This is a genomic window from uncultured Streptococcus sp. (assembly GCF_963516515.1).
Taxonomy (GTDB): Bacteria; Bacillota; Bacilli; order Lactobacillales; family Streptococcaceae; genus Streptococcus.
Window position 1 is genome coordinate 1 of sequence record NZ_CAUQCJ010000005.1, and the last position, 13,082, is coordinate 13,082.

A 13,082-nucleotide genomic window follows, 5' to 3' on the forward strand; every position below is an offset into this window, starting at 1 on the left:
TAGCGGGTGCCCACGGAGGACTTACACCTCAGATGCACGACATGCCCGTCGTACCTAAAAAATACAGTACCCACATTCGGTACTGTATTTCTTTTACTCTCATTCTTAAGTTAAATTATTAAAATCCCAGATTTGGTCCATCCAGCCTTCATAGAAGTCTGGTTCGTGACAGACCATAAGAATAGATCCCTTATATTCTTTGAGAGCGCGTTTGAGTTCATCCTTGGCATCCACATCCAAATGGTTGGTCGGCTCGTCCAGCACTAAAACGTTGTTTTCACGATTCATCAAGAGACAGAAACGAACCTTGGCTTGTTCCCCACCTGACAAGACCTGAATTTGACTTTCAATATGCTTGGTTGTCAAACCACAACGGGCAAGGGCTGCACGGACTTCTGCTTGATTGAGGGCTGAAAAGGCATTCCAGACAGCCTCTAGTGGTGTTTGGCGATTACCGCCTTCTACTTCCTGTTCAAAATAACCGAGTTCTAGGTAGTCACCACGTTCCACTTCCCCAGCGATTGGCGGAATAATGCCCAAGAGACTCTTCAAGAGAGTCGTTTTTCCAATACCATTAGCACCGATAATGGCAACCTTTTGATTGCGTTCAAAGGTAAGATTTAAAGGCTTGGTCAAAGGTCGGTCATAACCAATCTGCAAATCCTTGGCTTGGAAGATAAAGCGCCCTGGTGTACGAGCTGGTTTGAAATCAAAGGATGGCTTTGGTTTCTCACTTTGCAGTTCGATAATATCCATCTTATCCAATTTCTTCTGACGAGACATGGCCATGTTTCGTGTTGCAACACGCGCTTTGTTTCGTGCCACGAAGTCCTTGAGGTCCGCAATCTCTTTCTGCTGACGTTCGTAGGCTGCCTCTAGCTGAGATTTCTTCATAGCATAGACTTCTTGGAACTGGTAGTAGTCACCAGAGTAACGCGTCAGCTGTTGATTCTCCACATGGTAGACAATATTAATCACATCGTTCAGGAATGGAATATCGTGTGAAATAAGGACAAAAGCATTCTCATAGTTTTGGAGATAGCGCTTAAGCCAGTCAATATGCTCAGCATCCAAGTAGTTGGTCGGCTCGTCCAACAGCAAGATATCAGGCTTTTCAAGGAGGAGTTTAGCCAAAAGTACCTTGGTTCTTTGCCCACCTGACAAAGAGGTTACATCTGTATCCATGCCAAAGTCCATGACACCAAGGGCACGCGCTACTTCGTCAATCTTGGCATCCAAGATATAGAAATCACGACTCTCCAGACGGTCTTGGAGTTCTCCCACTTCTTCCATGAGAACTTCAACATCCGCACCGTCTTCAGCCATTTCCATATAGAGGTCATTGATACGGACTTCTGCTTTGAAAAGCTCATCAAAGGCTGTACGGAGAACATCGCGCACCGACTGCCCTTCAGCAAGGACGGAGTGCTGATCCAAGTAACCAGCGGTCACATATTTGGACCACTCAACCTTCCCTTCATCTGGCAGCATTTTACCAGTTACAATGCTCATAAAGGTTGATTTCCCTTCACCATTGGCACCGACCAGACCAATATGCTCTCCCTTGAGAAGACGGAAGGACACATCTTCAAAAATTGCACGGTCACCAAAACCGTGACTCAGATTTTTAACTTCTAAAATACTCATTTTAATTCCTTATCTTGTTTTTATGTAATCGTTTATAGAGGAGCCAAGCCAGATAGCCACCCAAGGTATTGGTCCACAAATCATCAATTTCAAAGACGCGATTGAAATCAAAGAAAAAGTCCAAGACTAACTGCGTACACTCGATTCCAAGACTCACTAGAAAACTAAAAAGAAGAAGCTTTTTTGTTTTCCGCAAGTTTGGAAGGAGATAAAGGAGTTGGAAAATCAGAGGAAAAAGCAAGAAGACATTGAGGATATTTTGTAGAAAAATCCAACATAATTGTCCTATGTCACTCACCTCACCCAGTTTCCAGAGAGAATTGAAAGGAGTCAAAAGAAAAACCAGGCGTCCAAGATGCTGAATACCTGGAGTTTCCACCCCCACAGGAGAATGTTCTTGAGGAGTAAAGCAAAAATAGACAATGCAAATGCTATAGAAAATGACTCCCCAGACCAAAACATGATTATAAGTTTTCTTCATCATTAAGGATTGACTGCTGCGACTGCTTTCTGGCGGTCACGTTTCATTGTATTAGAACGCAATTGTCCACAAGCTGCATCAATATCTGTTCCGTGCTCTTGACGAACCACACAGTTGACCCCTTTTTTCTTAAGCGTATCATAGAAGGCCAGGACGCGCTCTTTAGGACTACGGCTATATTGGTCATGCTCACTAACTGGGTTATAAGGAATCAAGTTTACATAAGACAATTTCTTGATATTCTTGAGCAATTCAGCCAATTCCAAGGCTTGTTCTACACCATCATTGACTTCATTGAGCATGATATACTCAAAGGTCACACGACGATTGGTTGTTTCGATGTAGTACTCAATAGCAGCAAAGAGTTTTTCAATCGGAAAGGCACGGTTAATCTTCATGATGCTTGACCGCAACTCATTGTTTGGTGCGTGAAGGGAAACGGCAAGATTGACCTGAACTCCTTCATTAGCAAAGTCACGAATTTTATGGGCCAAACCTGAAGTTGAAACCGTAATATGACGAGCACCGATGGCCATTCCCTTGTCATCATTAATGGTACGAACGAAATTCAAGACATTGTTGTAGTTATCAAATGGTTCACCAATTCCCATGACAACGATATGGCTGACGCGTTCGTCCTGACCACGCTCATCAAAGTATTTCTGAACCAGCATGATTTGCGCTACGATTTCACCGTTATTGAGGTCGCGTTGTTTCTTAATCAAACCAGAGGCACAGAAGGTACAACCGATATTACAGCCAACCTGAGTGGTCACACAGACTGACAAACCATAGTGTTGACGCATGAGTACTGTCTCAATCAGCATTCCATCTGGCAATTCAAAAAGATATTTAACTGTCCCATCAGCAGACTCTTGAACGATACGTTGTTTCAAGGGATTGACCACAAACTGGTCATTAAGCTTAGCAATCAAATCCTTGGAAAGGTTGGTCATCTCTTCAAATGACTGGACACGTTTACGGTAAAGCCATTCCCAGATTTGATCTGCACGGAATTTCTTTTCTCCCTGCTCCAAAACCCATTCCTGCATGGTTTGACGTGTTAAACTATAAATTGACGGTTTCATTTCTTCTCCTTATTCTCTACTCACTTCTGACGAATGACAAAATGACGTTGCCCCTTGTCCTCTTTCTGAGAATGCTGGTCTTTCTGACGACGTCTATTTTTCTTATCTGCATTCGGTTTTCGTTTGGTTTGAGCCTGTTTCTTTCCTTTTCTAGAAGACGATTCTTCTTCCTTCTTACGCATTTTCTTGTCAAATGATGCTCGCTTAGGGGCTTCATTTTCTAAGACAAAATAGGCACAACCATAACTACAATACTCTAAAAGATAGTCTTGTAAACGACTGATTTTTTCAAGTTTTTCTTCTGTTCGGTCATCCTTGTAAAAACCTCGTAGGCGAAGCTGTTCATTACTCCAGTCCCCCACGATATAATCAAACTTAGTTAAGACTTCTGAAAAACGCTGATTAAAAGCCGTCACATCAAAGGCATCCTTGATATTTTCCACCAAGGAAAAAGCTATCCCTTCCGTTTCAACCTTGTCCCCGTGTAAATGGAACTCAGGACCAGGAAACTTGTTATAGTTGTATAATTCAGGTGCAATTTCTTTTCGCATAGATATCCTTTTTTCACGATTACTTAATACTTTATTCTACCATAATTTCTAGCAGTTAGCACGTTTCTCATAAAAATGAAAAAAGTCTGACGATTTTGTCAGACCAAAATAATATAACCTTAAAAAGAGAAGAACAATTCTTCCCTCCAACTATCATTATTTAGCAGCTGCGTACAATTCATCTACTTTATTCCAGTTGATCACTGAGAAGAAAGCTTTGATGTAGTCAGGACGCACGTTGCGGTATTTCACGTAGTAAGCATGTTCCCAAACGTCCAAGCCCAAGATTGGTTTTTTGCCTTCTGAGATTGGTGTGTCTTGGTTTGCTGTTGAAGTCACTTCAAGTTTACCTTCTTTGTTGACAACCAACCATGCCCATCCAGAACCGAAACGAGTTGTTGCTGCTGCAGTGAAGGCTGCTTGGAATTCTTCAAATGAACCAAATGTTGCATCGATTGCTGCTGCAAGTTCTGCTGAAGGAGCTGTTTTCTCAGGAGTCATCAATTCCCAGAAAAGAGCGTGGTTCAAGTGTCCACCACCATTGTTGATAAGTGCTTGACGGATATCAGCTGGGATAGATTCTACATCAGCAAGCAAGGCTTCAAGGTCTTCACCGATTTCAGGGTGTTTTTCAAGAGCTGCATTGGCATTGTTGACATAAGTTTGATGGTGTTTGTCATGGTGCAAATGCATTGTTTCCGCATCGATGTATGGTTCCAAAGCGTCGTATGCATATGGAAGATCTGGTAAGATAATAGCCATCTGTAATACCTCTTTTTCTTTCTATATGAAAATGATAACGCAAACATTCACTTTTTTCAAGTTTTTTGCTTATAGATAAGGAAATCACTGAGATATTTTCTAATAAAAAAGCAAAGAAGAAAGAAACCCACGACAAGATAGTCCTGACACGGGTTGTAGTTTCAAAAAAATGTCAATTGACCTGACCAGCAATCTGTAGGAGCGCCTTTTCAAAAAGGAAACCTTTTTCATAAAGACCTGTTTTAATCTGATAGTCTGTCTCAATCAAATAGGAAATAGCTTGCTTCAAAAAGCTCAAGGAAAGTCCTCGCGCATCTCTCAGCGCAAACTTGATTTGATAGGGATTAGGATTGCGTCCGAGAAAACTGCCTAAACTACTTGCAATCTGCGATTCTGTTTGCCCAGACTCCGCCAAAATCTTCACCTGAGTAAAAGTCCGAAATTGTCCTAACATGACAGCTATGAGCTTAATTTCGTCTTCCCCTTGCAAGGTCAAATCTCTAACCAAGTCACGTGCCTGATCCATCTTTTTAGTCAGAATATACTGAGTTAAATCAAAAATATTGTCCTGTAAAGTCTTGGGAATAGCATTGACAATATCCTCTTCCTCGATAACAGAATCTGCCTTATAGGACTGTAAAAAGAGGAGATTTTTCTGGATTTCACTAAATTGAAAACCAGACTTGATGAGGAGATTTTCAAAAGAATGATTAGCAAACTGCAGACCTTGTTTCTGGCTCCACTTTTGGAAATACTGGCGCAATTCTTGTTCTTTGGCTTCTACTGCATCAAAAACCTTGGCATCACGCTTAAGTAATTTGACCAACCGTCTCTTGCTATCAAGTTTTCCTTCCGCAAAGATCAACAACTTGGTTGTTGGCGAAGGGTTATCAAGGTATTCTTCAAATGACTTGAGCTCATCATCTGTTAAAAAGCGTTTCTTGGCTGTTGTGATATCGACAAAATGGTCTAAAATCACGATTTTCTCATCCGCAAAGAAAGGAAGGCTGACCAACTCCAGTTCCACATCCTTGTAGACCACTTCCTTCATATCAAAGTAGGCAAAGTTGAGGTCGGCAGAATCATACCCAATCTGTTTCAACACTTGACTCTTCATCACTTCAAACTGGCCCTGATCTATGCCTGTAAAAAGGCTCAGACTCGGTAAATTTGTTAAAGTCAACTTCTGGCTTTCTTCAATAGCTAGCATCTTCTCTCCTTTCTTCTGATTTTTCGATTTAATTTAGTCAATATAGCGCAATTTTCCACGGAAATCTTTTAGGCTCTCGTACCCTTTTTCCGCCATGATTGCTTTTAGTTCATTGGTAATACGTTCGAAGGCACCGACACCTTCTTTGTGAAGGGTGGTTCCCACCTGTACCATACTAGCACCACAGAGGATGTGTTCAAAGGCATCTCGACCAGTCAGAACGCCACCTGTTCCGATGATTTGGATTTGAGGATTTAAGCGTTGGTAGAAGGCGTGAACATTGGCTAGAGCAGTCGGTTTGATATACTCTCCACCAATCCCACCAAAACCATTCTTAGGACGAATAACGACCGATTCATCTTCTATATAGAGGCCGTTTCCGATAGAGTTAACACAGTTGACAAACTTGAGCGGGTATTTGTTGAAAATCGCTGCTGCCTGGTCAAAGTGAACAATGTCAAAATATGGTGGCAATTTAATTCCAAGAGGTTTGGTAAAGTAGGCAAATACTTCTGCCAAAATCCGGTCTGTTGTCTCAAAATCATAGGCAATCTGAGGTTTACCTGGAACATTTGGACAGGAGAGGTTTAGCTCAGTCACACCACGAAAATCACTATCTTGAACTTTTTTCAAGATAGTGTGGGTTTCCTCTGGAGACATTCCAACTAGAGATAGGAAGAAAGTTCGGTTTGGCTCTTTTTCCTGTAAATCCAAAAGATAGTCCAAATAGTAGTCTAAGCCATTATTTGGCAAGCCCATAGAGTTGATGGAACCAAGTGGAACATCTTGATAGCGTGGCTCAGGATTCCCCTGACGGAAGTCCAAGGTCGCTGTCTTAGTGACAAAGGTTCCCGATGCTGAGTTTTTAACTCCTTCTAACTCTGCTATCGTCATACAAGCCACACCTGCTGCATTCATCAAACAATTGTCAAACTCAAAACCAGCAATTTGTGTTTTCGTTGATACCATGATTCTGATCCTCCAGATTTCTTTTATTGCTAATATTATACCATATTTTCACAACTTCTCTTTGAGAAAGATATTTCAAAGAAAAAAGTTCGTATTTTATGAATTAAAGAAAAATCTGAACTGAATTGATAGAATTTTTAGAAAATTTTTGTTTTTCTCTTTACAGTTAAAAAAAATTCTGCTATAATGACACACATAATTAAATTAGAATTTAAGGAGAACGATATGACATCTGCTAAAGAATATATCCAAAGCGTGTTTGAAACTGTAAAAGCTCGTAACGGGCACGAAGCTGAGTTCCTCCAAGCTGTTGAAGAATTTTTCAACACTTTGGAACCTGTATTTGAAAAACACCCTGAGTATATCGAAGAAAATATCTTGGCACGTATTACTGAGCCAGAGCGCGTGATTTCTTTCCGTGTTCCTTGGGTTGACCGTGATGGAAACATTCAAGTAAACCGTGGTTACCGTGTTCAATTCAACTCAGCTGTTGGACCATACAAAGGCGGACTTCGTTTCCACCCAACTGTAAACCAAGGGATTTTGAAATTCCTCGGATTTGAACAAATCTTTAAAAACGTCTTGACTGGACTTCCAATCGGTGGAGGTAAAGGTGGATCAGACTTCGATCCTAAAGGTAAAACAGATGCTGAAGTGATGCGCTTCTGCCAAAGCTTCATGACTGAATTGCAAAAACACATCGGACCATCACTTGACGTACCTGCTGGTGATATCGGTGTAGGTGGACGTGAAATTGGTTACCTTTACGGTCAATACAAACGCCTTAACCAATTTGATGCTGGTGTCTTGACTGGTAAACCTCTTGGATTTGGTGGTAGCTTGATTCGTCCAGAAGCAACTGGTTACGGTTTGGTTTACTACACTGAAGAAATGCTTAAAGCAAACGATAATAGCTTTGCTGGTAAGAAAGTGGTTATTTCAGGTTCTGGTAACGTAGCTCAATACGCTCTTCAAAAAGCGACTGAACTTGGTGCAACTGTTATCTCTGTATCTGACTCAAATGGTTATGTCATCGATGAAAATGGTATCGACTTCGATCTTTTAGTAGATGTTAAAGAAAAACGTCGTGCTCGTTTGACTGAGTATGCTGCTGAAAAAGCAACTGCAAGCTACCACGAAGGTTCTGTATGGACTTACGCTGGAAACTATGACATTGCGCTTCCATGTGCTACTCAAAACGAAATCAACGGTGAAGCAGCTAAACGTTTGGTTGCTCAAGGCGTTATCTGTGTATCTGAAGGTGCCAACATGCCAAGCGACCTTGATGCCATCAAAGTTTACAAAGAAAATGGTATCTTCTACGGACCTGCCAAAGCTGCCAACGCTGGTGGTGTAGCCGTTTCAGCCCTCGAAATGAGCCAAAACAGCCTTCGTCTCTCATGGACTCGTGAAGAAGTTGATGGACGTCTCAAAGATATCATGACAAACATCTTCAACACAGCTAAAACAACTTCAGAAACATATGGTCTTGATAAAGACTACCTTGCAGGAGCTAACATTGCTGCCTTTGAAAATGTAGCAAATGCTATGATTGCACAAGGTATTGTTTAAGAATTACCAAGAGACTGGGACAATAGTCCCTTACTCATTGTGTAAGCAATAGACTAAGGATACCCTTAGCGATATTTATACATATTATACCATGAATTTTACAAACGATAAAAGAGGCTGGGCAAAAACCCACTTCTAACTATCAAAAAACGAGCATCTCCAACTACGGAAATGCTCGTTTTTTATATAGTTATTTAGTTTTAAAAAAGCACTCCAAACATTCAAAAATATTTGGGACTTCCCTTAATAAATCCGTCACTTTCTTTTTCAATATAGCCCACGCTTGCTCAATAGGATTCAAATCTGGTGAATAAGGTGGTAGAGGTAAGAAAAAGTGTTTATCTTGAATGCAAAGTTCATCCAAAATGTTCTTGGGATGAAAACTAGCATTGTCCATGACAATAACATGAGGTGTCTTCAAAGCAGGCAGGAGTTGCGTTTTGAACCACTCCACAAAGAAGTCACTCGTCATGCTCTCCTTATAAATCATGGGAGCTATAAACTCACCATCTACTTGTCCTACAACAATTGAAGTCCGCTCAAAACGCCGTCCGCTAATCTTTTCATAGACTTTCTCCCCTCTAGGAGCCCGTGCATAAGGACGATAGAGGTAGCGATCAATTCCCGTTTCGTCAATATAAACAAGTGCTAGATGCTTTAAACTATTAAAATTCTTAAGAAATAAAGCTACTTTTTCTGGGTCTTGTTCATAGTAGGTGTGGTTCTTTTTTTTCGAGTGTAGCCCATAGCTTTGAGAGCATAGTGGATAGTAGTTGGATGACAGTCAAATTCAGAAGCTATTTCAGTCAAATAAGCGTCTGGTTTGTCAGTAAGATAGTTTTTAAGTCTATCTCTATCAACCTTTCTTGGTTTTGTTCCTTTTACTTGATGGTTTAGCTCTCCTGTTTTCTCTTTTAGCTTTAACCAGCCATAAATGGTATTACGTGAGATTTGGAAAATGTGTGATGATTCTGTGATACTACCTGTTCGCTCACAATAGCAGAGAACTTTTTTACGAAAATCTATTGAATAGGCCATAAGAAGATTATACCACATTATGTACTATTTTTGGTTCAGTTTACTATATTTTTGGCTTGCGCAGATTGCATGTCAGAGGTAAACAAGCTATCGCAACAGAGATAGGATTCATCTTCATGATCATGAATATCACTAATACTCAATGAGAATCAAAGAGCAAACTAGCCACAGGCTATACTTGAGTAAGATAAGGCGACGTTGACGAGGTTTGAAGAGATTTTCGAAGAGTATAAATTGACCAAGAATCTAGCCTCTAAAACATCCACTATTCAAAAACCACACAGTGTTTCTTTCAGCTTGATTGGATTCAAGACTGGAATCACTGTGTGGTTTTATTTAGAAGCGAGTTTTTGCCCAACCTCCCTCCTTATAAAACTTTCGCAGAAGTACGACTGATCTCTTCCACTTGAATATTTTCAACTTCAAATTTTTGCTTTAAAGCTGTTAAATCAACTGAACCATCAATTTGAACTTCAATAATCACCTTACCATCCTTACGTGGGATATTTACTGTATGAGAGATATTCAAATTTTCTTCAACGATTAGAGAAACAATCTTACCGAGAACACCAACTTCATTTTCCGTAACAAAGCGCACCCGAATTCCTTCTTCACCATAACCAGCAATTTCAAGAAAGGCTTGGAAAACGTCACGATCAGTAATTACTCCGTAGACTTGATGGTTATCTACCACAGGAAGAATACCAATCTTATTTTTCAACATCAAATAAGTTGCATCCTCTAGGCTCGCATAGCCTGAAACAGTGACAACATCGCGAATCATGACATCTTTCACTTTTGTCTTATTTAGAAGATAATTCATCTCATAGATAGAAAGACTTGTTGCTTTTGATGGACTTGCTTGGGCAATTGTTCCCTCTGTCACCAAACCAACCAATTGATCATTTTCGATAACAGGCAAGCGGTGTAATCCTTGCTCTCTCATCAAATCTGCTGCATGAGATACTGTTGTATCTGGACTAATATAAACTACCTTGCGGGTCATAAAATCTTTAACTGCCATGAGACTTCTCCTTTTCTATTCTTATCCCTATTATACAATCTTTTTGTAAATCTATCAAACGCTTACATTTCTTTTTCAAAATTCAGAAAAGTATGAATAAGCTAGCAAAAAGAGCTCTAAAATCGAGCTCTCTGAATGAAGGATAGACACACTTCATTCTGTTCTGTTTCAATGAGTAGGAGCTAACCTTCCAATGCAGATGAGAATTGCTTCGCAGTCTCTATCTGCCGACTAAAAAGGTCCCCAGGACTATAATGATGATTACTTCGTAATCTTCATTTGCAACCTAAACTAGTCTCCCAGACTAGTTTAGCCACCCAGATATGCTTTTCTGACTTCTTCTGATGAGGCGAGTTCTTTTCCTGTTCCTGATAGAACGATTTTCCCTGTTTCCAATACATAGCCTCGGTCAGAGATTGCGAGTGCTTTATTGGCATTTTGTTCAATCAAGAGGACAGTTGTCCCTTGCTTCTGGATATCTTGAATGATATCAAAAATCTCTTGGATAAAGATTGGGGCAAGTCCCATTGATGGTTCATCTAAAAGTAGAAGTTTTGGTGTTGACATAAGAGCACGTCCCATGGCAAGCATTTGTTGTTCCCCTCCTGAAAGAGTGGCTGCATCTTGGTTTTTTCGTTCTTCAAGACGTGGGAAGCGTGAGAAAACTTTCTTCAAGTTTGCTTGATTTTCTTCACGATTTTTCTTTAAGAAAGCTCCCATTTCTAGATTTTCCATAACTGTCAATCCAGGGAAAACGTGGCGTCCTTCTGGTACTTGTGAAAGTCCACCTGCCACAATTTTTTGAGCTGGCATTTTTTGGATTTCTTGACCTAAAAATTCAATTTTTCCTGAGCTTGGTCGAACCAGACCTGACAAAGTACGGAGAATAGTTGTCTTACCTGCACCATTGGCACCGATAAGGGAAACAACTTCTCCTTCATTAACTTCAAAGCTTACATCACGGACTGCTTGGATCATGCCGTAATGCACAGAAAGATTATCAACTTTTAACATAGACATTAGGCTTCACCTCCTAGATAAGCTTCGATAACGCGTTTATTGGTCTTAATTTCGTCTGGAGTTCCCTGAGCAATCAAACGACCGTATTCAAGTACGTAGATACGTTCTGTTACTTCCATGACCAGATTCATATCGTGTTCAATCAGCATGATCGTAATCTTAAATTCATCTTTGATACGACGAATTAACTCAGTCAATTCAGCTGTTTCCTGTGGGTTCATACCTGCTGCTGGTTCATCTAAAAAGAGAATTTTAGGTTCCGTAGCGAGGGCACGAACAATTTCCAAACGACGTTGTTGTCCGTAGGCAAGGTTTTTAGCAAGAGTCTCTGCATCACCATCTAAATCAAAGATTTTCAACAATTCCAAAGCCTTATCCTTTAATTCATTTTCACTCTTGTAAAAAGCTGGTAGGCGTAAGAAACTAGCAAAAACATGTTGTTTGTGATGGTTGCCAAAGGCAATCAAAACATTGTCCAAAACGGTTAAATCTTTAAAGAGACGGATATTTTGGAATGTACGTCCAAGTCCCAAAGAAGCAATCTTATAAGGTGACTTTCCATTTAAAAGGTGACCATCTAGGGTCACTGTTCCCTCGCTTGGTTCATAAACACCTGTCAAGAGGTTGAAAAGAGTGGTTTTCCCAGCTCCGTTTGGACCGATTAGTCCAACCAATTCCCCTTCGTTCAATTCAAGAGTCACATCTCCAACAGCTGTTAGACCGCCAAAATGTTTGGTTAACTGTTTTACTTCAAGTAATGCCATTAGTTTTGTTCCTCCTTCTTAGATTTTTTAAAGAAACGTGATAGGCTCAATTCCCATGTTCCAAGGAGTCCACCTGGTCTGAAAATCATTACCAATACCAAGGCCAAAGCGTAGATAATCATACGCACGCTGGCAACATCTTGGAGAAGCATATTCAAAATTCCAAGGACAATAGCTGAAACGATAGCCCCTGTAATGGAACCAAGTCCACCAAATACAACAATAATCAAAACATTGATTGAGTTGATGAAGGTGTAGTCTTTCGGTACAACAGAGCCGATAAATCCTGCCTGAAGTGACCCAGCAATACTTGCAGTGATGGCACCAAAGACAAAAGCGATAATTTTAATTTTAGTAGTATTAACCCCAACTGACTCAGCAGCGATTTCATCCTCACGAACGGAGAGGGTTGAACGACCAATTGGACTACGCAAGAAGTTCAAGGTTGCAATGGTTGTAATCACGACAAAGAAGTAAACCATTTGCCAAGTTGTAAAGTTAGGAATTCCCAAGATACCTGCCGCACCATTTGTAAGGCTTCCGCCATTGATGATAAAGATACGGATAATTTCAGAAACACCTAGAGTTGCTACCGCAAGATAGTCCCCCTTCAAGCGCAAGGTTGGAATTCCGACAAGCAAGGCAACTGCTCCTGAAAGCAAAGCACCTATAAGCATGGCTCCAAAGAAGGCACCGTAGGTTGGTGATTTAGATCCAATAATAGCTGCTGCATAGGCACCAATCGCCATGAAACCAGCATGACCAAGTGAAAATTGTCCTGAAAAACCAACGATTAAGTTGAGACCAACAGCCAAAATAATATTAATTCCAATTTGTTGTAAAATCTGTACATAGAATAGGTTAAGTACTCCGACTGAAACCAGTACACTAATCAAGCCATAGCCAGCTAACAAAAGGAGTAACCATAGAATATTAACTTTTAAATTTTCCTTCAT

13 protein-coding genes and 1 pseudogene are annotated in these 13,082 nt (G+C 40.4%); 2 read left to right on the plus strand and 12 right to left on the minus strand.

What is annotated here, in order from left to right:
- Positions 1-105 precede the first annotated feature (105 nt).
- The 7 genes from RYL77_RS01800 to RYL77_RS01830 all read right to left on the minus strand — a co-directional run bounded on the left by RYL77_RS01800 (position 106) and on the right by RYL77_RS01830 (position 6,708).
- Positions 106-1,647 carry an ABC-F family ATP-binding cassette domain-containing protein gene (locus tag RYL77_RS01800; protein WP_315009405.1) on the minus strand — a complete coding sequence of 514 codons (1,542 nt, stop codon included), beginning with the start codon at positions 1,645-1,647 and terminating at the stop codon, positions 106-108.
- Between the two features lies 1 nt (position 1,648).
- Complete coding sequence (locus tag RYL77_RS01805; RefSeq protein WP_315009407.1) at positions 1,649-2,131, minus strand: VanZ family protein; 483 nt, start codon at positions 2,129-2,131, stop codon at positions 1,649-1,651.
- A complete protein-coding gene (gene rlmN / locus RYL77_RS01810) occupies positions 2,131-3,216 on the minus strand; it encodes a 23S rRNA (adenine(2503)-C(2))-methyltransferase RlmN (protein WP_000804760.1) in 1,086 nt (361 codons plus the stop codon). Before rlmN ends, RYL77_RS01805 begins: the two co-directional genes overlap by 1 nt.
- Positions 3,217-3,236: 20 nt before the next feature.
- On the minus strand, positions 3,237-3,767 hold the full coding sequence (locus RYL77_RS01815) for a YutD family protein (protein ID WP_125420609.1): 531 nt from the start codon (positions 3,765-3,767) through the stop codon (positions 3,237-3,239).
- A 156-nt stretch (positions 3,768-3,923) separates the two neighbouring features.
- Positions 3,924-4,529: a superoxide dismutase SodA gene (sodA, locus tag RYL77_RS01820; protein ID WP_000974733.1), complete on the minus strand. Its 606-nt coding sequence runs from the start codon at positions 4,527-4,529 to the stop codon at positions 3,924-3,926.
- 172 nt (positions 4,530-4,701) lie between these two features.
- Positions 4,702-5,739, minus strand: a complete 1,038-nt coding sequence (gene holA, locus RYL77_RS01825) for a DNA polymerase III subunit delta (RefSeq protein WP_315009410.1) — start codon at positions 5,737-5,739, stop codon at positions 4,702-4,704.
- A 33-nt stretch (positions 5,740-5,772) separates the two neighbouring features.
- Positions 5,773-6,708 carry a dihydroorotate oxidase gene (locus RYL77_RS01830; RefSeq protein WP_315009412.1) on the minus strand — a complete coding sequence of 312 codons (936 nt, stop codon included), beginning with the start codon at positions 6,706-6,708 and terminating at the stop codon, positions 5,773-5,775.
- Positions 6,709-6,933: 225 nt separating this feature from the next.
- Here RYL77_RS01830 and gdhA point away from each other — a divergent pair, with 225 nt between their 5' ends.
- Positions 6,934-8,280, plus strand: a complete 1,347-nt coding sequence (gene gdhA / locus RYL77_RS01835) for an NADP-specific glutamate dehydrogenase (protein WP_261124373.1) — start codon at positions 6,934-6,936, stop codon at positions 8,278-8,280.
- A 190-nt stretch (positions 8,281-8,470) separates the two neighbouring features.
- On the opposite strand, the gene RYL77_RS01840 is transcribed toward gdhA, so the two are convergent.
- A protein-coding gene (locus RYL77_RS01840) for an IS630 family transposase (protein ID WP_315009499.1) occupies positions 8,471-9,318 on the minus strand; the annotation gives its coding sequence in 2 pieces (ribosomal slippage) (positions 8,471-9,000 and positions 9,000-9,318; 849 coding nt in all).
- Positions 9,319-9,344: 26 nt separating this feature from the next.
- Between RYL77_RS01840 and RYL77_RS01845 the strand changes: the two are divergent.
- A pseudogene (locus tag RYL77_RS01845) lies at positions 9,345-9,714 on the plus strand (hypothetical protein); the annotation flags it as partial.
- Here the strand turns inward: RYL77_RS01845 and RYL77_RS01850 are convergent.
- The 4 genes from RYL77_RS01850 to RYL77_RS01865 all read right to left on the minus strand — a co-directional run bounded on the left by RYL77_RS01850 (position 9,686) and on the right by RYL77_RS01865 (position 13,082).
- Positions 9,686-10,342 carry a CBS domain-containing protein gene (locus tag RYL77_RS01850; RefSeq protein WP_315009414.1) on the minus strand — a complete coding sequence of 219 codons (657 nt, stop codon included), beginning with the start codon at positions 10,340-10,342 and terminating at the stop codon, positions 9,686-9,688. The pseudogene RYL77_RS01845 and the gene RYL77_RS01850 overlap by 29 nt on opposite strands.
- A gap of 309 nt (positions 10,343-10,651) precedes the next feature.
- Positions 10,652-11,362: an ABC transporter ATP-binding protein gene (locus RYL77_RS01855; RefSeq protein WP_000062200.1), complete on the minus strand. Its 711-nt coding sequence runs from the start codon at positions 11,360-11,362 to the stop codon at positions 10,652-10,654.
- Entirely contained in the window at positions 11,362-12,126 is a 765-nt protein-coding gene (locus RYL77_RS01860; RefSeq protein WP_020900161.1) for an ABC transporter ATP-binding protein, read from the minus strand. The genes RYL77_RS01855 and RYL77_RS01860 overlap by 1 nt, the downstream gene beginning before the upstream one ends.
- Positions 12,126-13,082 (minus strand): branched-chain amino acid ABC transporter permease, encoded by a 957-nt coding sequence (locus RYL77_RS01865; protein WP_000662286.1) that lies wholly within the window; start codon positions 13,080-13,082, stop codon positions 12,126-12,128. The genes RYL77_RS01860 and RYL77_RS01865 overlap by 1 nt, the downstream gene beginning before the upstream one ends.

Excerpts from the sequence above, each read along its gene's own strand:
- holA (WP_315009410.1), bottom strand. The coding sequence starts at position 5,739 with ATGCTAGCTATTGAAGAAAGCCAGAAGTTGACTTTAACAAATTTACCG.
- RYL77_RS01805 (WP_315009407.1), bottom strand. The coding sequence starts at position 2,131 with ATGATGAAGAAAACTTATAATCATGTTTTGGTCTGGGGAGTCATTTTC.
- RYL77_RS01860 (WP_020900161.1), bottom strand. The coding sequence starts at position 12,126 with ATGGCATTACTTGAAGTAAAACAGTTAACCAAACATTTTGGCGGTCTA.
- RYL77_RS01830 (WP_315009412.1), bottom strand. The coding sequence starts at position 6,708 with ATGGTATCAACGAAAACACAAATTGCTGGTTTTGAGTTTGACAATTGT.
- RYL77_RS01850 (WP_315009414.1), bottom strand. The coding sequence starts at position 10,342 with ATGGCAGTTAAAGATTTTATGACCCGCAAGGTAGTTTATATTAGTCCA.
- rlmN (WP_000804760.1), bottom strand. The coding sequence starts at position 3,216 with ATGAAACCGTCAATTTATAGTTTAACACGTCAAACCATGCAGGAATGG.
- gdhA (WP_261124373.1), top strand. The coding sequence starts at position 6,934 with ATGACATCTGCTAAAGAATATATCCAAAGCGTGTTTGAAACTGTAAAA.
- sodA (WP_000974733.1), bottom strand. The coding sequence starts at position 4,529 with ATGGCTATTATCTTACCAGATCTTCCATATGCATACGACGCTTTGGAA.
- RYL77_RS01855 (WP_000062200.1), bottom strand. The coding sequence starts at position 11,362 with ATGTCTATGTTAAAAGTTGATAATCTTTCTGTGCATTACGGCATGATC.
- RYL77_RS01800 (WP_315009405.1), bottom strand. The coding sequence starts at position 1,647 with ATGAGTATTTTAGAAGTTAAAAATCTGAGTCACGGTTTTGGTGACCGT.
- RYL77_RS01815 (WP_125420609.1), bottom strand. The coding sequence starts at position 3,767 with ATGCGAAAAGAAATTGCACCTGAATTATACAACTATAACAAGTTTCCT.
- RYL77_RS01865 (WP_000662286.1), bottom strand. The coding sequence starts at position 13,082 with ATGAAGGAAAATTTAAAAGTTAATATTCTATGGTTACTCCTTTTGTTA.